24 protein-coding genes are annotated in these 24,501 nt (G+C 64.8%); 6 read left to right on the top strand and 18 right to left on the bottom strand.

Translation table 11 applies throughout. The annotated features are described in order from the left end of the window. Positions 1-10: 10 nt before the first annotated feature. The 8 genes from QE395_RS07605 to QE395_RS07570 all read right to left on the bottom strand — a co-directional run bounded on the left by QE395_RS07605 (position 11) and on the right by QE395_RS07570 (position 8,254). Positions 11-880, bottom strand: a complete 870-nt coding sequence (locus tag QE395_RS07605) for an EcsC family protein (RefSeq protein ID WP_068852687.1) — start codon at positions 878-880, stop codon at positions 11-13. Between the two features lie 89 nt (positions 881-969). Then, positions 970-1,542, bottom strand: a complete 573-nt coding sequence (gene orn / locus QE395_RS07600; RefSeq protein ID WP_093535972.1) for an oligoribonuclease — start codon at positions 1,540-1,542, stop codon at positions 970-972. Positions 1,543-1,608: 66 nt separating this feature from the next. Further along, on the bottom strand, positions 1,609-2,139 hold the full coding sequence (gene tadA, locus QE395_RS07595; RefSeq protein ID WP_249832646.1) for a tRNA adenosine(34) deaminase TadA: 531 nt from the start codon (positions 2,137-2,139) through the stop codon (positions 1,609-1,611). Further along, a complete protein-coding gene (gene mntR / locus QE395_RS07590) occupies positions 2,126-2,584 on the bottom strand; it encodes a manganese-binding transcriptional regulator MntR (RefSeq protein WP_068852696.1) in 459 nt (152 codons plus the stop codon). The genes tadA and mntR overlap by 14 nt, the downstream gene beginning before the upstream one ends. A 54-nt stretch (positions 2,585-2,638) precedes the next feature. Continuing rightward, positions 2,639-3,754, bottom strand: a complete 1,116-nt coding sequence (locus tag QE395_RS07585; RefSeq protein ID WP_068852699.1) for a hybrid sensor histidine kinase/response regulator — start codon at positions 3,752-3,754, stop codon at positions 2,639-2,641. Then, a complete protein-coding gene (locus QE395_RS07580; protein WP_249832647.1) occupies positions 3,751-4,335 on the bottom strand; it encodes a chemotaxis protein CheB in 585 nt (194 codons plus the stop codon). Before QE395_RS07580 ends, QE395_RS07585 begins: the two co-directional genes overlap by 4 nt. Continuing rightward, positions 4,335-5,183, bottom strand: coding sequence for a CheR family methyltransferase (locus tag QE395_RS07575; RefSeq protein WP_210130536.1), 849 nt, complete (start codon positions 5,181-5,183; stop codon positions 4,335-4,337). The genes QE395_RS07580 and QE395_RS07575 overlap by 1 nt, the downstream gene beginning before the upstream one ends. Beyond that, on the bottom strand, positions 5,156-8,254 hold the full coding sequence (locus QE395_RS07570) for a response regulator (protein WP_306988298.1): 3,099 nt from the start codon (positions 8,252-8,254) through the stop codon (positions 5,156-5,158). Before QE395_RS07570 ends, QE395_RS07575 begins: the two co-directional genes overlap by 28 nt. 157 nt (positions 8,255-8,411) lie before the next feature. Here QE395_RS07570 and QE395_RS07565 point away from each other — a divergent pair, with 157 nt between their 5' ends. The 6 genes from QE395_RS07565 to QE395_RS07540 all read left to right on the top strand — a co-directional run bounded on the left by QE395_RS07565 (position 8,412) and on the right by QE395_RS07540 (position 14,266). Next, the gene (locus QE395_RS07565) at positions 8,412-9,569 is read left to right on the top strand and encodes an ATP-binding protein (protein WP_306988296.1); all 1,158 of its coding nucleotides are present in this window, start codon (positions 8,412-8,414) and stop codon (positions 9,567-9,569) included. Beyond that, entirely contained in the window at positions 9,562-9,930 is a 369-nt protein-coding gene (locus QE395_RS07560) for a response regulator (protein WP_306988294.1), read from the top strand. The genes QE395_RS07565 and QE395_RS07560 overlap by 8 nt, the downstream gene beginning before the upstream one ends. 104 nt (positions 9,931-10,034) lie before the next feature. Continuing rightward, positions 10,035-11,825, top strand: coding sequence for a sensor domain-containing phosphodiesterase (locus QE395_RS07555; RefSeq protein ID WP_306988291.1), 1,791 nt, complete (start codon positions 10,035-10,037; stop codon positions 11,823-11,825). A gap of 138 nt (positions 11,826-11,963) precedes the next feature. Next, positions 11,964-12,647, top strand: coding sequence for a hypothetical protein (locus tag QE395_RS07550; protein ID WP_249832652.1), 684 nt, complete (start codon positions 11,964-11,966; stop codon positions 12,645-12,647). Further along, positions 12,644-13,969: an XVIPCD domain-containing protein gene (locus QE395_RS07545; RefSeq protein WP_249832653.1), complete on the top strand. Its 1,326-nt coding sequence runs from the start codon at positions 12,644-12,646 to the stop codon at positions 13,967-13,969. The genes QE395_RS07550 and QE395_RS07545 overlap by 4 nt, the downstream gene beginning before the upstream one ends. Positions 13,970-14,029: 60 nt before the next feature. Next, positions 14,030-14,266 carry a DUF1653 domain-containing protein gene (locus tag QE395_RS07540; RefSeq protein ID WP_306988289.1) on the top strand — a complete coding sequence of 79 codons (237 nt, stop codon included), beginning with the start codon at positions 14,030-14,032 and terminating at the stop codon, positions 14,264-14,266. An 80-nt stretch (positions 14,267-14,346) separates the two neighbouring features. Here QE395_RS07540 and QE395_RS07535 read toward each other — a convergent pair whose 3' ends face one another. The 10 genes from QE395_RS07535 to virB11 all read right to left on the bottom strand — a co-directional run bounded on the left by QE395_RS07535 (position 14,347) and on the right by virB11 (position 24,494). Further along, entirely contained in the window at positions 14,347-15,231 is an 885-nt protein-coding gene (locus QE395_RS07535; RefSeq protein WP_249832655.1) for a hypothetical protein, read from the bottom strand. Between the two features lie 751 nt (positions 15,232-15,982). Beyond that, positions 15,983-16,525: a DUF4189 domain-containing protein gene (locus tag QE395_RS07530; protein WP_249832656.1), complete on the bottom strand. Its 543-nt coding sequence runs from the start codon at positions 16,523-16,525 to the stop codon at positions 15,983-15,985. After that, positions 16,526-17,035: a DUF4189 domain-containing protein gene (locus QE395_RS07525; RefSeq protein WP_249834365.1), complete on the bottom strand. Its 510-nt coding sequence runs from the start codon at positions 17,033-17,035 to the stop codon at positions 16,526-16,528. 77 nt (positions 17,036-17,112) lie between these two features. Further along, a complete protein-coding gene (locus tag QE395_RS07520) occupies positions 17,113-18,252 on the bottom strand; it encodes a type IV secretion system protein (RefSeq protein WP_249832657.1) in 1,140 nt (379 codons plus the stop codon). A 79-nt stretch (positions 18,253-18,331) separates the two neighbouring features. Then, entirely contained in the window at positions 18,332-19,153 is an 822-nt protein-coding gene (locus tag QE395_RS07515) for a hypothetical protein (RefSeq protein ID WP_095362699.1), read from the bottom strand. A 53-nt stretch (positions 19,154-19,206) separates the two neighbouring features. After that, a complete protein-coding gene (locus tag QE395_RS07510) occupies positions 19,207-21,654 on the bottom strand; it encodes a VirB4 family type IV secretion/conjugal transfer ATPase (protein WP_249832659.1) in 2,448 nt (815 codons plus the stop codon). Between the two features lie 89 nt (positions 21,655-21,743). Then, positions 21,744-22,052, bottom strand: a complete 309-nt coding sequence (locus tag QE395_RS07505; RefSeq protein WP_083214171.1) for a VirB3 family type IV secretion system protein — start codon at positions 22,050-22,052, stop codon at positions 21,744-21,746. Then, a complete protein-coding gene (locus QE395_RS07500) occupies positions 22,045-22,446 on the bottom strand; it encodes a TrbC/VirB2 family protein (RefSeq protein ID WP_068852724.1) in 402 nt (133 codons plus the stop codon). The genes QE395_RS07505 and QE395_RS07500 overlap by 8 nt, the downstream gene beginning before the upstream one ends. A 45-nt stretch (positions 22,447-22,491) precedes the next feature. Next, positions 22,492-23,445: a lytic transglycosylase domain-containing protein gene (locus QE395_RS07495; protein WP_249832660.1), complete on the bottom strand. Its 954-nt coding sequence runs from the start codon at positions 23,443-23,445 to the stop codon at positions 22,492-22,494. After that, entirely contained in the window at positions 23,445-24,494 is a 1,050-nt protein-coding gene (gene virB11, locus QE395_RS07490; RefSeq protein ID WP_068852730.1) for a P-type DNA transfer ATPase VirB11, read from the bottom strand. The genes QE395_RS07495 and virB11 overlap by 1 nt, the downstream gene beginning before the upstream one ends. Positions 24,495-24,501: the final 7 nt, after the last annotated feature.

Here is a 24,501-nt window from a genome sequence, read left to right as displayed (position 1 = left end):
TGGCGTGTCGCTACGGGGTTTCGCCTGCGAGCTGGTTGTAGGCGGCGCGCACGGTTTCGTAGCCGTACTGCTTTTCCAGCCGGCGCACGATGAAGTGGCCGCGCGCCATGTCCTGGTAGTAGTCGGTGAACATGGTGTTCAGGGTGGCACCGGCTACGGCGCCGATGATCGGCACCGCCTGGGCGGCGAACTTCTCGGTAACCACCACGCCGAAGCGGGCGGCGACCTTTTCAACGATCTTGGCCAGCCACTTGCCGGCTTCCTTCGGGGTCAGGCCGATCATCACGCCACCGCCGCCCACCGCCGCGCCGGCCAGTTCGGCCGACAGGTGGCGCATCACTTCGGCGGTGAAACCACGGGTGATGTAGTAGCCGGTCTCGCTGGCGTCGTCCTGGCCGGAGTTGCCGCCCAGCGCGAACACCTCCAGGCAGGCGTGGCGGGTGCCCATCTCGCTCAGGTCGAACCCTTCGCTGCGCGCGACGTCGGCGACCGAGCGCATCATGATCGTGGTCGACACCGGCAGCTCGAGGAACAGCGCGGTGAAGCCGAACGCGCCGCCCAGTGCACCAGTGGTCGCCGCCGCCAGCTTGTGCCAGCGCGTGGATGCGGCCTTGCCGGGGGTGTTGTCCATGCTCCACAACGCGGCCTGCGCCGACTTGAACAGCGCCGCCTCGACCGCCCCGTGGATGCGACGCGACACCGACTGCGGCAGCTTCTTCACCGCGAACTCCAGCGGTGAACCGATCAGGTTGGCCATCTTGGCGGTGAGCGTGGGCGATTCCAGCAGGCCCACCGCCCGTTGCAGGTCGGCCCAGTCCTGCGAGGTCGGCAGGATCTGCGCTTCCAGCGGCGGCGGCACGATACGGACAATATGGCTCATGCCCGGATCATACCGCCCGCAGATTGAATGAAGCACGACGGTAGCCCCGGCCGTTGGCCGGACCACGGGGACGTGAAACGTTCAGGACGTCAGGCGACCGGCAGGCCGGACAGCGCCCCCATGAACTGCCGGTAATGGCGCAGTTCGGCGATCGAATCATGCACGTCGCTCAGCGCGGTATGGCTGGAGGTCTTGCCCACGCCGGCGGCCACCGTCGGTGCCCAGCGCCGGGCCAGCTCCTTCACCGTGGACACGTCCAGGTTGCGGTAGTGGAAGTACTTCTCCAGGCGCGGCATTTCACGGTGCAGGAAACGGCGGTCCTGGCAGATCGAGTTGCCGCACATCGGCGAGGCGCCGGCCTTGATCCACTGCGCCAGGAAATTCACCGTCTGCGCTTCTGCCTGCGCAAGGGTCACCTGGCTGTCGACCACGCGCTGCCACAGCCCGGAACGGCGGTGCTGGTTGCGGTTCCATTCGTCCATGGCTTCCAGGCGCTCCACCGGGTGGTGGATGGCGAACTCCGGGCCCTCGGCCAGCACGTTCAACTGCGCATCGGTGACGACGGTAGCGATCTCGATGATCGAATCGTTGTCGGTATCCAGACCGGTCATTTCCAGGTCGATCCAGATCAGTCGTTCGCCTTCGGCGCCGTTGTCCGCCATGTCATGCCCTTGTGCAGAGTGTATTGCGACATGATACCGCCTTCGCGGTGTGGCCCTGCCGTGAAATCATTCCAGCAGCAGCGGCGGTTTGCCGCGTTTGGCCCGGAAATAATTGGTCAGCCGCGTACTGGCCTCCTTGGCGAGCACACCGCCGTGCAGTTCCACGCGGTGGTTGTGGCGCGCATCGCCGAGCAGGTCAAACACGCTGCCGCAGGCCCCGGTCTTGGGATCGGTGGCCGCATACACCAGCCGCGCCACCCGCGCATGCACCACTGCCATCGCGCACATCGCGCACGGCTCCAGCGTCACGTACAGGGTGCTGCCCAGCAGGCGGTGGTTGGCCAGCGCCCTGCCCGCCTGGCGCATCGCCACGATCTCGGCGTGGGCGCTGGGGTCGTGGTCGGCGATGTTGAGGTTCCAGCCTTCACCCAGCAGCGTGCCATCGGAACCCACCAGCACCGCACCGACCGGGATCTCGTTGAACTCGCGCTCGGCGCGTGCAGCCAGGCCCAATGCGTGCTGCATCCAGTATTCGTCCTGGTCGTGCACCGGCACGCCCAGCGGCGGAGGCGGCGGCAGGCGCTCAACCACGACCATCGGCCTTGCGCAGGAATGCGTCGAAGGCCGCCAGGGTGGCCTCGCTGACATGGTGTTCGATCCCTTCGGCATCGCGTCGGGCCGAATCGGCATCCACGCCCAGCGCCAGCAGGAAACGCTCCACGGTCTGGTGGCGGGCGCGCATTTCCACCGCCAGCTGTTCGCCGGCCGGGGTCAGGAACACGCCCCGGTACGGCCGCTGGATCGCCCAGCCTTCCTTGACCAGGCGCTTGAGCGCCTTGGCCACCGTGGGCTGGGCAACGCCCAGGCGGGTGGCGATGTCCACCTGGCGTGCCTCGCGGCCATCGGCGATCAGGTCCGCGATCAGCTCCACGTAGTCTTCGACCAGCTCCGAGCGGCGCGCCTCGCGCACCTGCACGAACCCCTCCACGTGCACCTGGGCATCGATCAGCGGGGTGGCGGTCTTGGCACGGGAAGGCGACATGCCTCCAGTTTACCGTAGTGACGGGCCCTGCCCGTCATGGCAGACCGGCCAGGCTCAGTCCGCCCGACGCAGCAACCCGGTCTCGAACAGCACCGCCCCTTCCAGGTTCCGCGCCGACAGCAACCCACCATGCGCCCGGGCAAACTCGTGGGCAATGAACAGCCCCAGCCCAAGCCCGCGGCTGTCGTGGAAACTGGCCTTGAACGGCTCGAACAGGCGCGGCAGCAGCGCTTCCGGAATCTGGCCGGCATTGCGCACCTGCAGCCGCAGCGAATCGCCGGGAAGGCCACGCACCAGCACCTGCACCGGCGCATCGCCGCCATGCAGCACCGCGTTGCCGATCAGGTTGGAGAGCAGCTGCGCCAAGCGGTCCGGATCGCCCTGCAGGCGGGTATCCCCTTCCACCTGCAGCTCGATCTTCGCCTTCGGGTGGGCGCGGCCGACCTCGTTGACCACCACGGCCGCCACTTCGGCCAGATCGCATTCCTCGGTCTGCAGGCGCAGGCCACCGCTGCGGATCCGCGAGAAATCCAGCAGCTGCTCGACCATCCGCGCCATGCGCACCGCGCTGTTTTCCAGGTGCACCAGGGTCTGCTGCGCGGACGGGTCGTCGGGCAGGTCCAGCGACAGTTTGTCGGCGCACAACAGGATCGCCGACAACGGCGTACGCAGGTCGTGGGTGAGCACCGCCATCATGGTTTCGTTGAGCTTGAGCGCGTGCTCCAGGGCCTGGTTGCGCGCCTTGAGCAGCTGCTTCTGCTGGTAGAGCTCGATGAACACATTGACCTTGCTCATGATCACCTGCGGCTCGATCGGCTTGTGCAGGAAATCCACCGCGCCGCTTTCGTAGCCCTTGAAGGCGCGCACCGGGTCGTTCGGCGAGGCGGTCAGGAAGATGATCGGCACATCGCGGCTGCGCTGCGAACCGCGCATCAGCTCGGCCAGCGAAAAACCATCGATCTCCGGCATGTGCACGTCCAGCAGCGCCAGCGCCACTTCGTGTTCCAGCAGCAGTTCCAGCGCTTCGGCACCCGAGGCCGCGCACAGGATATCCAGGCCGTCGCGGCGCAGCAGCGCCTCCATGGCGACCAGGTTCTGCGGGACGTCATCGACGATGAGCAGGTTCACGCGCTCGGTGGCCGGCGTCGTGGTGGACTCGATAAGGTTCATCGGGCAAGGCCTTTCATGCGCGAGCATAGGGAGGTGAGCGTCAGCACCGCATCGGCGCCGGCATGTGCCAGCGCAGCCGCCGGCATGATCGGGGAATAGGCATCATCGGGGCTTTGGATCCAGGCCTGCCCACCGGCGCTGCGGACCGCGGCAACGCCGGCGCTGCCGTCGTTGCTGGCCCCGGTCAGCAGGATGGCGAGCACGCCACTGCCGAACACCTCGGCGGCGCTTTCGAACAGCGGGTCGATCGCCGGCCGCGAGAACAGCACCGGCGCGTCGACCGACAACGCCAGGGCGCTGCGGCTTTCGACCAGCAGATGGTAGTCCGGCGGCGCGAAGGTCACCGTACCGGGCGCCAGCGGCTGCTTGTCCTCGGCTTCGCCCACCGCCAGCGGGCAACGCAGGCCGAGCAGGTCGGCGATCCGGCTGGGGCGGTCACGCGGCAGGTGCAGCACCACCAGCACCGGCATCGGCAGGTCCGCCGGCAGCGCGGCCAGCAGCTGCTGCAGCGCGCTCACGCCGCCGGCGGAGGCGCCGACCACGATGACCTCGAACTCGGGCTGCTCGACCGGGGCGTCCATCAGGCCAGCTTCCGGTACAGGCGCTGTTCGCGCGCGCAGGCTTCGAATTCATCGGCGTGCTCGCCGAACTGCAGCGATTCCTTGCTGCCCAGGCCGAGGAAGCCACGGTGCACCAGCGCCTCATGGAACAGGCCAATGGCGCGGTCCTGCAGGGCGCGCTGGAAGTAGATCAGCACGTTGCGGCACGACACCAGGTGTACTTCGGAAAACACGGTGTCGGTGGCCAGGCTGTGGTCGGCGAACACGATGTTGCGCTTGAGCCGGCGGTCGAACACCACGCTGCCGTAGCCGCTGCTGTAGTAGTCCGACAACGAACCGGTGCCGCCCGCTTCCAGGTAGTTGCGGCTGAACTGGGCCATACGGTCCAGCGCGAACGCGCCGGTTTCGGCGGCTTCCAGCGCATCGGGGTTGATGTCGGTGGCGTAGATGATGGCGCGGTCCAGCAGGCCTTCTTCCTGCAGCAGGATCGCCAGCGACCACACTTCCTCGCCGGTGCTGCAGCCGGCGATCCACAGCTTGATCGACGGATAGGTGCGCAGCACCGGGATGGCGTGCTCGCGCAGCATGCGGAAGTAGGCCGGGTCACGGAACATTTCCGAGACCTGCACGGTGAAGTACTGCATGGCCAGCGCAAAGGTTTCCGGCTCATGCAGCAGCCGGTGCTGCAGCGTGCCCATGTTGTCGCACTCGAAGCGGGCCATGGCGTGGCGCATGCGCCGGCGCAGCGACGCCAGCGCGTAGTCGCGGAAGTCGTAGTGGTAGCGCTGGTATACGGCCTCCAACAGCAGCCGCAACTCCAGGTCGAACAGCTCGGCGTCGTTCATCGGCGCGAACACCACACGCGGCACAGCGAGACCAGCTTGTCCACATCGATGGGCTTGGCGATGTAATCGTTGGCACCGGCCTGCAGGCAATGCTCGCGGTCATCGGGCATGGCCTTGGCGGTCAGCGCGATGATCGGCAGGTCGCGCCAGCGGTTGTCACGGCGGATTTCGCGCATTGCGGTCAGCCCGTCCATCTCCGGCATCATGATGTCCATCAGCACCAGGTCGATGTCAGGGCCCAGTTTGTCCAGGGCTTCCCGACCGTTGCGGGCGATTTCCAGCTTCACCCCCAGCGGCTCCAGCACGCTGGACAGGGCGAAGATGTTGCGCACGTCGTCCTCGGCCAGCAGCACGGTGCGCCCATCCAGCACCGCATCGCGGCGGCGCGCTTCGCGCAGCAGGCGCTGCTGGTCACTGGGCAGCGAGGCTTCCACGCTGTGCAGGAACAGGGTCACTTCATCGAGCAGGCGCTCGGGCGAGCGCGCGCCCTTGATGATGATGCTCTTGGAATAGCGGCGCAGGCGCTGCTCTTCGTCGCGGGTCAGTGCGCGCCCGGTGTAGACGATGACCGGCGGGAAGGCGACCGCCTCGTTGCCGGCCATGTATTCGAGCAGGTCGTAGCCGGTGCCGTCGGGCAGCGCCAGGTCGGTGACCATGCAATCGAAGGTGGAGGTGCCCAGTTCGGCCTTTGCTTCGGCGAGGCTGCCCACTGCGGTGATTTCCAGCTGGTCGCGGCCCAGCAGCAGCTGCAGGTTGGAGCGCAGCGCGCTGTCGTCCTCGACGATGAGCAGGCGGCGCACGTCGCGCTCGCTGGTGGCTTCCAGCTGCTGGATCGCCTCGACCAGGCGTTCGCGCGTGGCCGGCTTGATCACATACCCGATCGCGCCCAGCTCCATCGCCACCTGCGAGCGTTCCAGCCCGGAGACCACGTGCACCGGGATATGCCGGGTGGCCGGGTCGCGCTTGAGCCGCTCCAGCACGCTCAGGCCGGACACATCGGGCAGGCCGATATCGAGCAGCACGCCGTTGGGGCGCAGCTCGGCGGCCAGCGCGAGGGCTTCTTCGGCGGTCTGCGCGACCACGCAGTCGAAGTCCAGCTCATGGGCCATGCCCACCAGCGCCTCGGCGAAGGTCACATCGTCCTCGACCACCAGGATCATCCGCCCGGCGCGGCTGCGGCGGCCACGGTCATCCACCACGCGCGGCGAAGGGGCAGCGGCGGACGCGTCATGCGCGCTGCCGAACAGCGGCGCCGGTGCGGCCGGCTTGGCGGCCGGCGCCGGGCGCACGTCAGGCGCCGCCATCGGCGCTGCCGTCGCAGTACCCGCCGCCAGCGGCAGGTCCAGGGTGAAGCAGCTGCCGCGACCGGGCTCGCTGGACACGGAAATGCTACCGCCCATGCGCGCGGCCAGGTCGCGCGAGATCGACAGGCCCAGGCCCGTGCCGCCGTAACGGCGCCGGGTGCTGCCATCGGCCTGGCGGAACGCTTCGAAGATCACGTCGGTCTGCGCCTGCGGAATGCCGATACCGGTATCGGTCACCGCGAACTGGATGCGCCCTGCCCCGTTGCCGCGCACCACCAGCGAGACACTGCCGTGTTCGGTGAACTTGACCGCGTTGGCCAGCAGGTTCTTCAGGATCTGCTGCAGGCGCTGGCCATCGGCCACCAGCTGGCTGGGCGCATCGGTGTCGGCGCGGATGTCCAGCGCCAGGCCCTTCTGCGCGGCCAGCGGCTCGAAGGTCTCCTTCAGGCGCTGCAGCACGCTGGACACCGCCAGGTTTTCTTCGGCCAGTTCGACATGCCCGGCTTCGATGCGCGACAGGTCCAGGATGTCATTGATCAGCGCCAGCAGGTCGTTGTTGGACGAGTGGATGGCCTGCGCGTACTTGACCTGTTCGGCGGTCAGCGTGCCGTCCTTGTTGTCGGCCAGCAGTTTGGCCAGGATCAGCGCACTGTTGAGCGGGGTGCGCAGCTCGTGCGACATGTTGGCCAGGAACTCGGACTTGTAGCGCGAACTGGCCTCCAGTTCGCGGCTGTTCTGCACCAGCTGGCCCTGCGCGATCAGCAGTGCCTGCTGGCGCGATTCCAGTTCATGGGTGCGCTCTTCCAGCTGCACGTTGGTCTGTTCCAGCTCGGCCTGCTGCTGTTCCAGGTTGGCCTGCGAGTGCAGCAGGCTGCGGCTCTGTTCTTCCAGTTCTTCATTGGCCACCCGCAGCTCTTCCTGCTGGGTCTGCAGCTCTTCGCTCTGGCGCTGGGTTTCTTCCAGCAGCTCCACCAGCTGCGCGCGCAGCAGTGCGGTGCGCAGCGCCATGCCGATCGGCTCGGCGCACTGCAACAGCAGTTCCAGTTCCAGTGAACGCGCCGGGGACACGCCCGCGCGCCCCAGCTCGATCAACCCGATCACCGCGCCATCAGCGGTGATCGGTCCCAGCAGGCGCTGGTGCACGGGGGTGCGGCCCAGCGCGGTTTCAATCTCAAGCAGGCTTTCGCTTTCTTCCAGCCGACGCGGCTGGCCCTGTCGCAGGACTTCGCCCCACTGCCCGGCAGACGCCATGAGGGAATCGGGCAGGTGCGGCGGCAGCGCCGCGCCGCCAACCAGCACCAGGCGTTCGCCCTGCAGGCGATAGACCGCACCCACATCCGCGTTCAGCTGCGCGCACAGCGTGCGCATGGCTTCGTCGGCCAGCGTGCGCGGTTCCGGATCCCCGCGCAGGCTCACCGTCACCGCGTTCTCGCCTTCCTGCAGCCACAGCGCATCGGCGGCCGTACGCCGGGCCTGGATGGCCTTGATCACCGTCAACGCCATCAACAGGAAGCAGATCCCGCCAATGGTGCGGTTGACGAATGAAAATGCGGAATTGGTGCTCGCCGGGGCCAGGTGGTACCCGACGACCAGCAGGATGCACGAGCCGGCCGCGACCAGCAGCGGCACCTCCAGCCGGCGCTGGAACAGGGTGACGCCCACCGCGATGAAGTACGTCAGCCACACCGCATAGCCCAGCGGCACCACCAGCTCCAGGCCGATGGTGAAGGCCATCAGGCCGGCCGATGCCAGCCAGATCCAGCGATCGCGAGCGGTTGGCGCTGCATTCATGCACACGGTTCCAGGGTGAAAAGGGGTTCGATGTTAACCGAACTGTGAATTCGGGCGTTATACGCCAAATGGCGACGTGTTCAGAACCAATGTTGACACTATCTTCACATCCCGACTTCTACGGTTCAGCCCCTTAAAGGGGAGTAAAACCGCCGCCGTGGTCCAGGCAGTCACCGATATCGCGCCGCTTGCTGATGATCGTCTGCAGTTGCAGCTGTTGATCGATCACGTATCCGATCACGCGATTTACCTGCTTGACGCTCAAGGCTGCATCCGCAGCTGGAATCGGGGCTGCGAGCGGGTCAAGGGTTATTCCACCGAAGAAGTGATGGGGCAGCACGTGCGGCTGTTCTACGCCCCCGACGAGCGCGCCTCCGGCACCGCCGAACACACCCTCGGCCAAGCCGAGCAGCATGGCCGCTACGCTGGCGAAGGCTGGCGGGTGCGCCGCAGCGGCGAATGCTTCCGCGCCAGCGAGGTGATCGAAGCCGTGCGCCAGGACGGCACCCTGCTCGGCTTCGTCAAGGTCACCCAGGACGTCACCGAGCGTTACCACGCCCAGCGCCTGCTGCAGGACGCCCAGCGTGCCCGCGAGCAGTTGCAGCAGTTCGAGGGCGTGGGCCGGCTCACGCGTGGGCTGGCGCACGAATTCAACAATCTGTTGACGACCATCGGCAACGCGCTGGACCTGATCTCGCTGCGCCCCGGCGCCGATGCGCGCACCCGCGAGCTGACCGAACTGGCCCAGGCCGCCGCCGACCGGGGCTCGCTGCTGACCCGCCAGCTGCTGGCGTTCTCGGCCGACCAGACCCTGGTACGCGAGCCCTTGCAGGTAGCGCGGCTGTTCGAACAGGAACTGCCGGTGCTGCAGCGTGCCTGCCCGGACAACATCCGGCTGCGTCTGGAAGTGCCTTTCGACCTACCTCGAATCACCACCGATGGCGTACAGTTGCATACGGCTGTATTGAACCTGCTGCTCAACAGCTGCGAGGCCATGCCGCAGGGCGGGACCATCACCATCAGTGCCACGGCCGAACACCGCCTGGCCCCGGACCTGGCCAACCCCACGCAGCGCCGCTATGTGGCCATCGCGGTGACGGACCAGGGCAATGGCATGCCGCCGGATGTGGCCGAGCGTGCCAGCGAACCGTTCTTCACCACCAAGGAAGTCGGCAAGGGCAGCGGTCTGGGCCTGAGCCAGGTATTTGGCTTCGTGTCCCAGTGCGACGGTTTCGTCGATGTACAGACCGCCCCCGGACGCGGCACCACTGTCCGCTTGTTGTTACCTGCCCTAGAGGAAGTCGCGCATGTCTGAGCCCCTTCGTGTGTTGATGGTCGAAGACCAGGAAGACCTGCGCGAGCTGATCGGACAGGCGCTGCGTGATTTCGGCATCGATGTGCATACGGCGACCGACGGCCCGTCGGCCGTCCAATTGATCGACCTGAACGGCGGTTTCGATGTCGTGTTCAGCGACGTCAACATGCCCGAGGGCATGAGCGGCCTGGAATTGAGCGCGCATGTCGCCAATGCCCTGCCGAACGCCCGGATGATCCTGTCGTCCGGCTATGCGCGCTCCCAGCTGCCGCCGCTTCCGGAAAATGTGGAATTCCTGCCGAAACCCTACCGGCTCAAGCAGTTGGTGACGCTGTTGAAGGATTCGTCGCCGGCGACCTGATGCGTGCCGAGGTGAATGCTTCATACCTGAACGGCGCACTTCACACCGGCACTGCAAACGCGGCGGGATAGTACCTGCGTACTCCGTTTGACAGGACGCACGGAATGCTCGACCGCAGCCAGGATCTGGAACGCATTGCGCTGATCGAAGCGCTCAACGTGATGGATCCCGCCTTGGGGCGCTCGCTGGACCCGGTCACCGAACTGGCGGCGTTTACCTTCGGCACCGCCATTGCGCTGATCTCCATCGTCGACGCCGACTCGCAGCGCTTCATCTCGCGGGTCGGGCTGGCACTGGAACGCACCGACCGCCACCACTCGATCTGCTCGTGCGCGCTGCAGTCCAGCGGGATCCTGCAGATCGAAGACCTGCGCCAGGACCCCCGCTTCCACGACAACCCGATCGTGGCCGGCCCCGAGCAGATGCGTTTCTACGCCGGCGCGCCTTTGGTCACCCGCAACGGCATCGCGCTGGGCACGCTGTGCCTGATGGACCGCACCCCGCGCGTGCTGACCGCCGATGAGCAGCGCCAGCTGCAGACCCTGGCGCGGATCGTGGTCAACCAGATGGAACTGAAGATGTCGCTGGGCCGGCGCGAGCCGATCAGCGGGCTGCCCAACCGCCAGCAGTTCCAGGCCGACCTGAGCGTGCTCGGCCGCCAGGACGGCGGCAACCAGTTCACCGGCGTGCTGCTGGATGTGTTCGACCTGCAGAGCGCCAATGACGCCGGCCAGGCGTTGGGCCTCAAACCGGTGGAATCCCTGCTCCGGCAGGCGTCGCTGCGCGTGCAGGAAGTGCTGACCGACGACGTGCAGGTCTACCACGTGGCCTCCACCCGGTTCGCCTTTGTGGTGCGCAACCACGACCACGCGCAGGTCGAGGCGTTGATGCAGCGGCTGCGCGAGCGCATGCGGCGGCCGTTGATGGTCGGCAGCATTCCAATGTCGCCGCAGTTCCACGCCGGGCTGTGCGATTTCCGTGCCGATCCGGATGAAGCCGGCGACCTGGTGCGCAAATGCATGGTGGCGCTGAATCACGCACTGCAGACCGACGCGTGCCTGTGCTGGTACTCGGCCGACCGCGATGCGCACCTGCGCCGCCGCTACCGGCTCGCCTCCGATGCCGCGCGCGGGCTGGCCCAGGACCAGTTCAGCCTGGTCTACCAGCCGCGCTATGACCTTCGCGATGGCCAGCCGGTGTCGGCCGAAGCATTGCTGCGCTGGACCCACCCGATGCTGGGCCCCATCACCCCGGGTGAGTTCATTCCGGTGCTCGAGTGCACGGCGCTGATGCCGGCGCTCAGCCAGTGGGTGATCGAGCACGCGTTCGCGCAGGCGGCGCGCTGGCAGCAGCTGCTGCCGGGGTTCACCTTGTCGATCAACCTGTCCCCGCGCGATTTCGATAACGCCAACCTGTGGACCGGCATGGCCGGGCGCCTGCAGGCGAACGGGCTGGTGCCCTCACAGATTGAAGTAGAGATCACCGAAGGCCAGTGGCTGCACAGCCACCCCGCCGCCCTGCCCCAGCTGCGCGCGATGGCCGCTGCCGGCGTGCGCATCGCCATCGACGACTTCGGCAGTGGTTACAGCAACTTCGGGTACCTGAGCGAAGTGCCGATCAGCCACATCAAGGTGGACCAGAGCCTGGTCACCGGCCTGGCGCGATCGCGTACCGCGCGGCTGAAGGTGGAGGCCATCATCCGGCTCGCCCAGCAGCTGGGCTACCGCACCGTGGCCGAGGGTGTGGAGCATGAGTCCGAGCTGTCGCTGCTGCGGCTGTGGGACTGCAACGAGGCGCAGGGGTATTACCTGGCCCGGCCGATGAGTGCCGATGCCGTCACGCAGTTGGTGCTGGCCTGTCGCGCCGGGCCGCCGAGCGATATGGACAGCGACTAGTCTTCGGTTGGAACCGTGACCAGTACACACAGGCAGATTGGCCTCTCCTGCTAGCATCGGGGTACCGGCGATCTGTCTCGTTCGCCCCGATGATTCGCTGCGCGGCCCTGTACGCGAACGCCCGGCTGGAGTGCCACCTTGAAGCGACTGACCCTGTTCTGCCTGACCGCCGTATTGATGACGGCCTGTAACCGTTCGGAGCCTGCCATGAGCCATGATCTGTCCAACGCCGAAGCCGATGTCGCTGCCGGTGGGCGTGGGCTTGCCACCCTCAACCCAGCACCGGTCAAGGCATACCAGATCACGCTGCGCCTCCATGGCGCACCCGGCGCGTTCCGGCATGTCCGCGGCACCGCCCAGTACGACGTCATCAATGAAGACCAGTGTGGCAACATCGAAACGGCTACGGGCACAGCATCGCGCATCACCAGCCAGGAACCACTGGAGCTGACCCGCATCTCCGACGAGGAATACCAAGGCACTGTGTATCTGGACCGCATGAAGGACCAGGACTACTACGGGCGTGGGATCTGCCGCTGGGAATTCACTGGCGCAGGTGCGCTGCTGAAGGCCACTGGCGCGCAGGAGGAGACGCGGTTCCTGACGTTCGTGGATGCACCGGATCTGGTGGGCGGAAAGGCGTACACGCGCTTTTACCCGCTCCGTGACTATCCCCGCGCAGGCCAGGTCGAAGGCTCGTCGGATGTTCCTGCCATTGACGACTACGCATCCAGCGGTGAAGAAGACCCATCGGAGTATCGGGAGGGACTACGCGACTCGCTCTTCTCGATATCGATCACGGCGGTTGAGGAAGCTCGGTGACCATCACCAGCCAGGACTACGCCGCACTTGCGGATGATGCCTACGCCGACAGAAAGGTCGGACGGCGGGATGCTGGACAGGAAGAGAAAGTCTATCTCAGTGGCAATCAGTACAAGATTCGCGAGCACGTAAATGATCCGCGAACTGGATATCAGGGAACGATCTACCAGCGGGTGGATTCGAAGGAAATCGTCGTTGCCCATCGCGGGACGGCAGAGTTGATCAAGGATGGCGTACTCACCGACGCACCCATGGTGCTTGCACGGAGCAACCCTCAAGCGGTCCAGGCGATCACCCTTACCCAGCGCGCCGTTGACGAAGCCAAGCGACTGAGCGACAACGCCGGGCGAGACATCCTGGTGACCGTCACCGGCCACTCCCTTGGCGGCTCGCTTGCCCAGATCACCGCTCACCACCATGGGCTCAAGGGTGAGACCTTCAACGCCTACGGTGCGGTCAGCCTGAGCGGCTACCGCATCCCGGAAGGTGGCCACAGCGTAATCAACCACGTCATGGCCGCCGATGCCGTCAGCGCGGCCTCGCCACACTTTGGCGAGGTGCGGGTGTATGCCCGGCAGCAGGAGATCGACACCCTCTCCAAGGCGCAATACAGCAACAGCGCCCTCAACCTGCTGATACCCGACTACCCGCTCGTCGCGGCGACCGCATCGCTGGACTCCCACAAGATGGGTCAGTTCCTTGGCGACCAATCGGTGTTGGCCACTGGCCGAGCGCGCATGCTGGCCGACGACAATGCCCGGATGATCGGCGAGTACCGCAGTGACATCGAGGGACTGCGCACGGGAGCAACCGTCATCTCCCGAGGTGTCCCGGGCGGTGTGATGGATGCCTACGACAAGATGCGCGGGCCGCTAGAACCGGGCGAACCCGGTCGCCGCGATACGGAACAACACCGCAACGACCAGAGCAGTTCACGCATGGATGAGGCGGGCCATCCGGGGTACTCGCTGTTCCAGGATGCCCGGCGTGGCGTCCATTCCCAGGATGCGCGCGTAGGACGCGTACCCGATCACGCCAGCGACCAGCTCGCCGGCAGCCTGGCCACGGAAATGCATGCCGCCGGTGGTACGCGTATCGATGCCGTGCTGATGAGCGGCGATGCCGCCCGCACGTTTGCCGTACAGGGCAAGGTAGATGATCCAGCCCACCTGCGCGTCAGCGTCGACACCGTGGTTGCCATGAACACGCCGCTGGAGCAGAGCAGCCGCCAGATGGAGGCCACCGCCGCCAGCCAACAGCTGGAGCAGCAGAACCGCCAGCTGACCGAAAGCCAGGCTGCCACGCGCAGCATGACCGCCTGACCTCCGGCATCCACCCCGTCGCTGCCATAATGCGACCTTTCCAACGCCTGCATTTCCCCCATGTCCGACCTTGCGCCCCTGCCCGTCCTTGCCCCGGGCCACTACCGCCATTTCAAGGGCGGCAACTATCAGGTGATCGACGTGGTGCGCCACAGCGAGACCTTGCTGCCAATGGTGCTGTATCGCCCGCTCGACGAGGACCTGGGACTGTGGGTGCGGCCGTATGAGATGTTCACCGCACAGGTCGAGTTGGAAGGTGTGCTGCGGCCACGGTTCGCGTTGGTGGACCAGAGCTGAGCTTACGCAGTCGCTGCTGTGCACACAAAAAGAAAGCGCCTCGAGGGGCGCTTTTTTGCTACGGGGTCAAAGCCATGGACTCAAGGTGTCGCGGTCACACCCTGGGCCGAGGCGCCGACCACGATGAACGGGTCGCGCCCGGCATCGGCGTAGGCACCGCAGCTGGCGTCGCCCGGCGCGACCGGATCGCACGGCCACACCGCGCGCGGCACGGTATCGCGCGGCTCGAAGCGCTCGCCATTCCAGACCGCGAAGCCCAGGTGCAGCCGGCCCCACTCGCCGTAGCTGCGCGGCTCGGGTTTCTCGGTGGTGCCAACGTCCACATACCAGCGCAACGCCGGGCCAAACTGCAGTTTTCCCGCATCCAGCTGCACGCGTGCGCCGTCGGCGCCGTAACGCTTCCGGTCGGCATCCGACAGCAACGGCTCTGCCGGCAGCGCCTGCTGGGTGATGTCCACCGGCGCCGCGCCAGCACTCACGCGGTAGACGCGCTGCTGCACCAGCCCTTCGCGGCAGCTGCCGGCCGGCAGACGCACCGTCTTGACCGGCTCGGCGTCGGGGCCGCGGTTGTCGGCACACGCGAACGGGCCGGACACCAGGTACACCGTGGTGGACGGGTCAGCGCCTTCGAACGAACGCACCCAGACATCGCCCTGCACCGCCAGGAAGTCCGGGCGCAGCCCGTAGCCCGGCACGGCCTTGAACCATCCCTTCTGAGAGACCTGGCGCTCGCGCCAAGTGCGCGGCAGCAGCAGTTGCTGTTCCGGAATGGACACCAGCAACGCTGAAAGGTGCGGCGGCAGCGTGCCTTGGCAGGCACCGATAAGGAGGTCTGCCTGGGTGGCCAGACGCGCTGCAAGGTCGTTCGGACAACGCGCACCGAGCTGACGCTCGATCTGGTTGTTGTCATTGGCGAGGGTGGGGATAGGCAGCGGGCGCGGAGCGACGGGCGCCGGTTCGACCAAAGGTGATGACTCGCCTCGCGGACCGACCGCAGCAGCAGTGTCGGCAGCTACAGTTGCAGTGTCCGCGTTGACCGGTGCAGAAGGACTCGCCGGGGGTTGGGCCCCATGAAGTACTCCTGCAACGGACGCAGCACCGATCGGCGCAGCGGGCGCTGCGGCCGGAGCATCAGCGGCGGTCGGGTCACTTAGAGTCGAAGCTTCAGCCTCTACTTCGTCAACCGCAGTGGCTGGTCGCGAGGGCGCCGGCTCCACCGGCCTCGGCTCGATGCCCGGAGTCACCGTCGCAGGCAGGTTGACCAAGGCAGGCTGAGCGACAGCCGCCACCTCCTGCACACCGGTCGATTCAGCGGCAGCGGGTACACCTACCGGGGAAGCAGCACCGCCCCCCTCGTCGACCACCGCTGCCGTCTGGGCATGAGCAGAGCAAAACGCGATCGGCAACAGCACCAAGAAGCATGCCGGAAGTCGAACAGCCGAACACCGAGATAGAGCAAGAGAATGTCGCATGATGTCGTCCTTGAACCTGAAAAATTAAACTACGAGACACACCTTCTCAGAATGCTTCAAACTTCGGCTTGGCACGCGCGGAATGTATCCTGCGACAACCTACCCCGCCGCACTTGGCGCAGAGGTCCAGCGCGATGTTCTTACCTGACGAAGGGCCCCAAGGCGCGCATCGAACCACACTTGGACGCTCGCCGAGAAAACCTGATTCAATGCGGGATCACTCGATTGTCCGCACGGGGCAATGTCAATACGACTCGAACTCAGGCTGCGCGCAGGCTGCGTAGATCACATTGCATCCAATACCACCATCGGAAGCGCACCGGTCCATCGCCAGCTCTTCGGCCTTCTCCTTGGTTTCGGCGCGACCGAAACTTGTACCACCATCCCCGGAAGTTGGCACCGTCGCTGCACCGCACTGATTCTTGAATGTGAAAGCAACCTTGCAGGAACGGCCGCCACTCTTCGCGCAGTTTGCCTCGGAGTCCTTCGCTGCGTCAGCCTTGCTGAGCTTGCCCGTCGATGCACCTGCCGCTCCATCGGTCGAGATCGCAATTGCGCCCCACGTCTTGTGCCAAACACCTGTGGGACGTGGAGAACCCGAACCCGCTTCTGATCCGGAACCGGGGATTGGCGCACATCCCTGAACGCCCTGCCCCCCAATCGGGTATTGACCGGGAGGACAGCGTCCTTCCGCGATCCCGGTCACAGGAAGCAATACCAGACCTACAAGGACAATCAGTACTCGAATCACAGGCCGCTCCTGATTCCGTTCAAGCGCACAAGCCATTCAGAAAGATTTGAACTCGGACATGCTACACGCAGAATAAGAGACGGTGCAGTCGCCACCGCCATTCGCTTGCTTACAGTCACGAACTGCCAGACCCTTTGCCTGCTCAAGCGTTTCCGCATGCGCAGCAATGGAAGTGCCACCAGCTATGACGCCAGACGAAGTGCCAGGATCCGCTATTGCAGCGCATTGGTTGTAGTAGGCGAGACGAACTTCACACTTGTTCCCGCCTTGTTTTCTACACTCATCCATCGCAAGTGACGACGCGGCGCGCTTTGACTTTTGGGAAACAGCCGCCCCCGTAGCGAGAGGTGCACCTGGACTGGGAGACTTGTCTTCAGCAATCGCACCCCAGCGCGTTTCCCACTTCCCGGTTGGTCGAGGAGAAACACCATTCGCGCCCGTTCCGCCGCCCGGAATAGGGGCGCAACCTTGAACGCCTTGTCCTCCAATTGGGTAGTGGCCAGGTGGGCAATTGCCCTCCGCGAGTGCCGCAAAGGGAACCAGCATCAACAGTGCAAACAAAAGCTTGTTTTGCATACAAGAACCTCCACCTCTCGTGTCATTGCAACGCCGCTGAACGTGTCTCACCGTGAATCAGCGTTGCCGTACTTTCCAGACCCGCTGGCGGTACTTCCGGCCTCAGAAGTGCTCCTCACGGTTGGCTGTACCACCTGGCCTACTGATCCTGCATCGTCATTCTTGGTCTGCGCTGGAGTGTACGACCCCGGCGGCTGGCCTTGCGGGCCGGCGGCTGCCGAGCCACCTATCTGGGAATATGCCATGAAGCTACCCAACGTACCCTGGAAGAACATCGCGGCCATTGGGGGCGCAGTCAGAATCAGTGTCGTGAGGATGAGGCCCATGCCACCTTGCTGCATGGCCTGGCTGGTCATGCCGTCGCTCATCGCATCATCGAGGAAGAAGCTGTTGATCAGCGACGATGTCCAGAATGCCGCCGAAACACGAATGACCATGTCCAACGCGATGGAGACCATGGCCGACAGCACCGCCATGGAGAACATGGTGCCTATGCCATAGAACAACCACTTCTGGAAGAACTGCTTGGTCTGGTCGAACAGTAGACACAGAATGAAGAGCGGCCCGAACCCGATGAACAGCGCGATTGCAACCTGGTAAAGCAGCAGCATGGCGCCAGCCGTCACGGCCGGGCCGCCCGTACCAATGCCGATGAACCACATGGCACGCGTCTTTTCCTCGCGCAGGCCGCCATCGTCCAGCACCTTGATCGCATCGATACTGGACAACGCCACCTGCATCCAGGCCAGGCTCTTGTCGATCTGGTCTTCAGCGGTGCCGCTCTTGCCGGTGACAACGCGAGTGATCAGGCCACCAACGTCCTTGGTCAGGAAGTCACTGACGCTGCTGCCGAACATCGCCATCGACGTTGCCACACTGATGATCAGCGCCGCGCGGGCCATGTTGGTGACCAGCACCATCATCGAGTCGCGGCTCTGGCCAGTGACGATGCGGTAGCCCTGGATCAGCACCCACAGGGTCATCAGGATCAAGGCAATACCGCCGACCCAGGCCATCATGCGGCCCATCATCTCGATACCGAAATCGTTGATGCGCTCGCGCAGGTAATCCAGGATCAGCTTGAAGAACACGAAGTCGCCAATCGACTGGACACGCACTGCGTAGCCCAGCAGATCCTGCAATCCGCCCGAGAAATCAAAAACGTTGGCAATCGACCTGATCGACATTTCCACAATCCCTTGGTGATGCTGCTACTGCTTTGGGTCCGGCATTACTTTGCAGACCCGCTGAACCTGCTTGGGCGAGTTACTTGACGCTGAGCGCGCCCTTGAGGGCGGCGGTCTTCACCAGTGTCCCGATGATCTGGTTGGTTGTATCGCCTTTGAGGGCGTTCTCGGCAACCACCTTCTGGTTGGCTTCCATCACCTCGATGTAGGCGTCGTACGAGTGCATCCGCGATTGCCAAATCTGCGCCTGAACCGCCAGGTCGTTGGCCATGCGAAGGGCTTCACTGTCCGTGCCCTGCACGTTGCCCTGGCTGTTGCTGAAAATACGCATGTTGAAAATCCGGGTGAGCGACGACTGCATCAGCGGCACAGATTCGGTCATGAACTTGACCGCCTCGTTGTACTTCCGGTTCTGCATCATGCGGATGTTCACGCAGATTTGTGTCTGCTGTTGCTTGAAATCGGCCTTCGGGTTGAAGACGAAGGTCTTGAACAGGCCGGTCACGCTCAGGTCGGTAGTACCGCCACAGCTTTGCGCAACCAGATAGTTGTCCGCCACTGGCGTGAGCGCGATACCCTGCGGCATGCCAAAGTTGTTGAGTACCGCCTGCACCTGGACCAACGCCTGCGCATACTGCTCCAGCGTGCGGATCCAGCGGGTGCGCTGTTCGACATACTCGGCCGCGTCCTGCACCTTGGAGGCGTACGCGGTGATCTCGGCCTTGTAGGTGTTGATCTGGTTCATGATCTGCTGGTACACGCTCGGGCCGACTTCGACCACGGGCATCGTGTAGGCGGGCGCGGGCGCGTTGCACATCAGCACGGTCACCAGCGACAGGGCGGCCAGGCGGAAGCTGAAGTGACGGCGGCGGGTCGTGTTCTTGTTCATGGCAATGTCCATAATTATCTCCATCGAATGCGGCGAAAGCCTGTCCCTGATCGGCCGGGGGACCGTCAGGCAACGGCGTCCTGTCGTGTCCCGGCGGGCTTTCCAGAGCCCTTGCGCTTCCTGTAGAACTCACTGAGCCACTGGTCCGGGGTGAGGTCGGCCTGCGATACCTTCTCGCGCTGGGCGGCGTCGAGCAGGACGCGGTGCATCACGTCGATATTGTCGGTGGAGGCCGAAATCACCGACAGGATGTCATCCATGCCACGCAGGTTGAGCTGGCACACGCTGGCGGCATGGCCCTGCTTGACCAGGAAGCAGCGCGAGCGCTCGTCCAGGGCGGTGACCACCTTGAACTCGGACTCGGTAAGCTTCAGGCCGTCGATGTAATCCGAGCGGCTGGCATTGGGGTTGGGCAGCAGGATCAGCGTGGCGGTCTGCTCGATCAGCGCCGCGGCGATGTCGCTCTTGAGCGCATCTTCCGGGCTCTGGGTGGCGAAGATGCCCATGCCGTTCTGCTTACGGATGGTCTTCTGCTTGTTCTTGGCGAATTCCTTCAGGCCGCCCTCGCCGTCCAGGATCTTCCAGAATTCGTCCATCACGTAGATCAGCGGGCGGCCGTCGATCAGCGATTCCAGGCGGTGCAGCAGGTAGTTGATGACCGGCACGCGCACTTCGGGGTTGTCGATGATGTCGGTGTAGTCGAAGCCGATGATGTTGGCGCGACTCAGGTCGACGGTGTCGACCGGGTTGTCGAACACCCAGCCCAGCGAATTGCCCGAGGTCCACTTGCGCAGGCGCGCATACAGGCCGTCGTCGCCCATGTTGGGCAGGCTCTTCTGGAAGTTGGTCATGCTGCGCAGGTGCATGGGGGTGTCGAGCATGTTCTCGACGCCGCGGAAGATGTCCTCTTCCTCGCGGGCGCTGTACTCGTGCTTGTTGGCCAGCACCTTGATCAGGTCGGCCAGGAACTGCACGTTGGCTTCGTTGTTCTCGCACTGGAACGGATTGAAGCCGGTCGCCTGGCCATTCTCCAGCGCCAGGTAGTTGCCGCCGCAGGCGCGCACGAAGATCTCCGCGCCGCGGTCCTTGTCGAAGAAGAAGATGGTCGGCGACGGGTCGTACTTCTGCACCTGGCTGAGCAGGAAGTTGATCAGTGCGGTCTTACCCGTACCAGACTTGCCGATCACCATGGTGTTGGCGATGGCCTTCTCGCCCAGCGAGTTCTCCGACGGGTGGGTGGCGTGGAAGTTGAAGTAGTACGGCTGGCCGTTGGTGGTCTGCAGCGTGGTTACGCAGTCGCCCCACGGGTTGTTGTGCTGCTTGCCGGTGGCGAAGTTGTGCAGCGGCGACAGGCCCAGGAAGTTCAGCGAGCTGATGTTGGCCAGGCGGGTGCGGTAGCGCCAGTTGGCCGGGAACTGCGAATAGAACGAGGCGGTGACGGCCAGGTCTTCCTTGGTCGACACGAACCCGGCGTTGGACAGCTCGGCGCGGGTGGTGGCGATGTTCTGCGAGAGCTTTTCCTGGCTGTCGGCGTAGACGGCCATGATGAAGTGATACTCACCCAGCACGAAGTTGCCGGAGGACAGCTGGTCCATCGCCTGGTCGAGCTCGACGATCTGGCTGACCGCCTTGTCGCCGGAGGAGATCATCATGCCCTTGGTGCGGTCGAGCACCTTGAGCGCGTCCTGGCGGCCCATCGGGCTGAACGAATGGGTGATGACGTATTCGAAGTCGAGGTACTTCAGGCCGTTGAGTACGCCCGGATAGGTGCCCTCGGCGTATTCCTTGATGTTGAGGATGGCGCCGAAGTGATTGACGCCGTTGGGCGTGCTGATCACGAAATCGCCGGTCTTGGCCGAGAACATGTGGCGGCTGATCGGCAGGTAGTCCTTGACCGGCGCAGACAGCACCGGTACCGGCTCGTCGACGCGGTTGAGCAGGTAGCCGAAGAACTCCAGGGTCTCGGAGAACACCATGCCGTTCTTGGCTTCGTACATGCCCATGCGGTACGGCGAGTAGTCGCGGATCACCGCTTCCACGTTGCCGGCCATTTCCAGCAGCTTGGCCACGGACTGGTCCTGCTCGGCCTGCAGCTGGGTGATGCTGGAGGACTTGTCCATGAAGCGCTTACCGGACACGACCGGCCGGTAGATCATGGTCAGGTACAGCTCGTTCTGCATGATGCGCTGCGAGGACAGCATGCCCATGTACTGGTCGGACACGTCCTGGTTGAAGCGCTGGCCGAACTTGCTGCTGCCCTTGAGCTGGCGGCGACGGCGGATGTCGTGCACCCAGAAGGCGACGTTGACGAAATCCGGTGCGCGCAGGGTCTGCAGCAGTCGATTGAAGGTGTTGTGGCGGTGTTCGAGCTCCCAATCCTCGCGCCCCACGAAGGGCAGGCCTTCCAGGTGCCAGGTCAGCAGGAAGTCTCCACCCGTGGTCTTGACGACCGTCGGCGCCACATGGGACGACAGGGGAATGAATTCGCTGATCGAGGTATCGGGACTGAACATGGGCGCTTCCAAAGGGTGCTGCGGGGATGGTGCGGGGCCTGCACCGGGCAGGCGATGTGATCGCCTGCCCGGCCTGTAGCGTGCCGTGGTCAGTCCGACGGCGGCGGCTTGTCGCGGTAATGGTTGGGCGTGAACACCCACATTCCGTCGTGCTGCTGCAGGTTGCGCGCGCGGAACTTGAACTGCAGGCGCAACCCGATCAGGCGGAAGATCATTTCATCGCGCTTTGCCATGTGACGCAGGATGAAGATGGCAATCGGGATGGTGATCAACAGCCGCATGTCGATGTACATGCTCAGCAACAGCAAGCCGCCTGCGACCAGGAAGAACGGGACGTACGGAACGCCCAGAAACATCGCTGGCCGCGTGCAGCCGCGGAACAGGACGTTCTTATGCACTGTAGTACTGGACGGCGTTCATGATGGCGCCGGTGGCGCTGCCGGCGCAGGAGCTGGAACCGCCGTCACCGAGCAGCATCTTGGCAATCTGGCCAGCGGCGCCGATCAGCAGGCCACCGATCAGGATCGGGGCCACGTCACCGATGCGCTTGTGGGCGAAGGCGATCTGGTAGCCGGCGAAGATGACGGCGATGGTCACCACGGCGATGGAGGCGATGTTCAGCAGGCCGTTGATGTTGGAGAAGAAGCCGCACACCTTGGTGTCGGTGCCGCCGAAGTTGGTGGACTGGGCGAACACGTCCGGCACGAACACGGCAGCGGCGAAGGCAGCGGCCATCAGCACGGTCTTCAGCGTGCGCTGGGCCTGGGCGATATCGAGGTTGTTACGCTTCATGGTGGGTTTTCCTTGTTGATGGTCTAACACGACTGGATCGGTCCTTCAGAACACGAAGGCTTCATCCCCAGCGGGGATGTTCTGTACCGGCATGGCCTGCGCAGGTGCGGCCTGCGCGGGTAATGCCACCGGGGCATTGCGTTCACTCCAGGCGCGCACCACGACCGGGCCGGCGTCGTTCTGTGCCGGCATGGGCTGCGGTGCGACTGGTTGCTGGGCGATGGGCTGCGGTGCAGGCATCTGGGCCGCCTGCGGCTGCGGCACCACCTGGTCCATGGCGCCCATCACCACGCGTGACAGCGCGGCGTCGGCGGTGCGGACCAGGCCACCGCGCACCATCGCGCCGGTGGAGGGGTAGACCTCATAGGCACGCGCAGGGTCCACCGGCACGACGGCCTGTGCATACGTGGGCGAGAGCGCCTGCATGGCCTGCACGCGCGCTTCGGCCACGCCCTGCGGCTGGCCGCTGAACTGCGGGTGGTGGGCCACGTCGACCACGCGGCGCTGGGCACGGCTGACCACGTCGATTGGCGCGGCACCGTTGGCGGCGACCATGTTGCCGCGCTGGCGCGAAATGGACGCGAACACCTTCTGCACGTAGCCGTGGCGGAAGCCGGTGGTGAAGTTGCCCGAGTAGTAGCAGCTGAAGGACTTGCCCCAGTCCTTGCCCGAGCGTCCATAGCACTCGGCCAGGATGCGCGAGGCGGCCTGCAGGTTCGGGCACTGCTGGAACGCCTTCTCGTACGAGTCCAGCCCGTACTTGGCCAGGTTGTAGCGATTGACCTGGGCCAGGCCCACCGAGAAGTTGTAGCCCTTCTCTTCCAGCATGCGCACGGTGGCCAGGGCCTCATCGAGCTGCTTGGGCTGGCGGACCAGCGCGCCGCCAACCACGCCGATGGCGTATGGGTTGCGCGACGATTCCACGTTGATCACGTGCTGCATCACGTCCATGGACACGGCCATTTCCGGACACGCCATGGCTTCAAGACCGGGCAGCATCAGGCGTCACTCCCTGCGGCCAACGCGCGTTCGGGGCTGAAATCGATGCCGGTGATGTAGCGGCTGCCTGCATGCGCCTTGATGTGCACGACCACGTCGATGGTCATCTTCAGCAGGCGCTTGATCACCGAGAACTCCAGGCCGGAGCCTTCGGCCGACGCCTTCACCATCAGGCCCAGCTGGTCCCAGGTCTGTTCGGGGCTGCCGGCGTGGCAGCTGGTGATCGAGCCGGGATGGCCGGAGGCGCAGTTGCGGATGAAGTAGAACGCTTCATCGCCGCGAAGCTCGGCCAGGATGATGCGGTCCGGCTTCATGCGCAGGCACGCTTCCATGCAGCTCTTGGCGGTGACGTTGCTGGCGCTCTGCCCGCCCTTGGAGTACAGCAGGTGCACCACGTTGGGCTGGCTGATGAACAGCTCGCGCGCATCTTCGATGGTGACCAGGCGTTCGTTGGCCGGGATGTGGTTGACCAGCGACTTCATGAAGGTGGTCTTGCCGCTGCCGGTGGCACCGGATACCACGATGTTCTTGCGGTACTGCACGGCCTTGCGGAAGAACTCGGCGTAATCGCGGTTCTGGCGCAGCGCCAGCAGTTCCTGGTCCTGTTCGCTCAGCGCGTGGCCCTGCTCCAGGATCTGGTTGAAGAACCCGTCGCTCTGGTACTGCTCCAGGGTCTTGGTGTGCTTGGACGGCAGGCGGATGGTGATCGACACCTTGCCGGCGTCGCACGCCGGCGGGATGACGAACTGGGCGCGCTGGCCGGTCGGGAAGGTCAGCGACACCACCGGATCGACGTCGGTGATGCGCTGGCCGGTGTTGCTTTCATTGACCACGGCGGTACAGAACTGGCGCGCACGCTCGAAGGTCAGCGTGGGAACTTCCACACGCTGCCATCCGTCACGCGTTTCCAGGTACACCTCGCCCGGACGGTTGATGCAGATTTCCGTCACATCGGGCGAGGTCATGTACTGGTGAATGCCCAGGACCTCGTACTGGTACCTGAGAAACTCACTGGAAACGTCGGCTACAGGGGCCACTTCGGCGTCCATGTTCTGT

The organism is Stenotrophomonas sp. SORGH_AS_0282, assembly GCF_030818125.1.
In the GTDB taxonomy this organism is placed as follows: Bacteria; Pseudomonadota; Gammaproteobacteria; order Xanthomonadales; family Xanthomonadaceae; genus Stenotrophomonas; species Stenotrophomonas rhizophila_A.
Note: the sequence above shows the minus strand (reverse complement) of the source record. Positions and strands in the feature narration are given on the sequence as shown.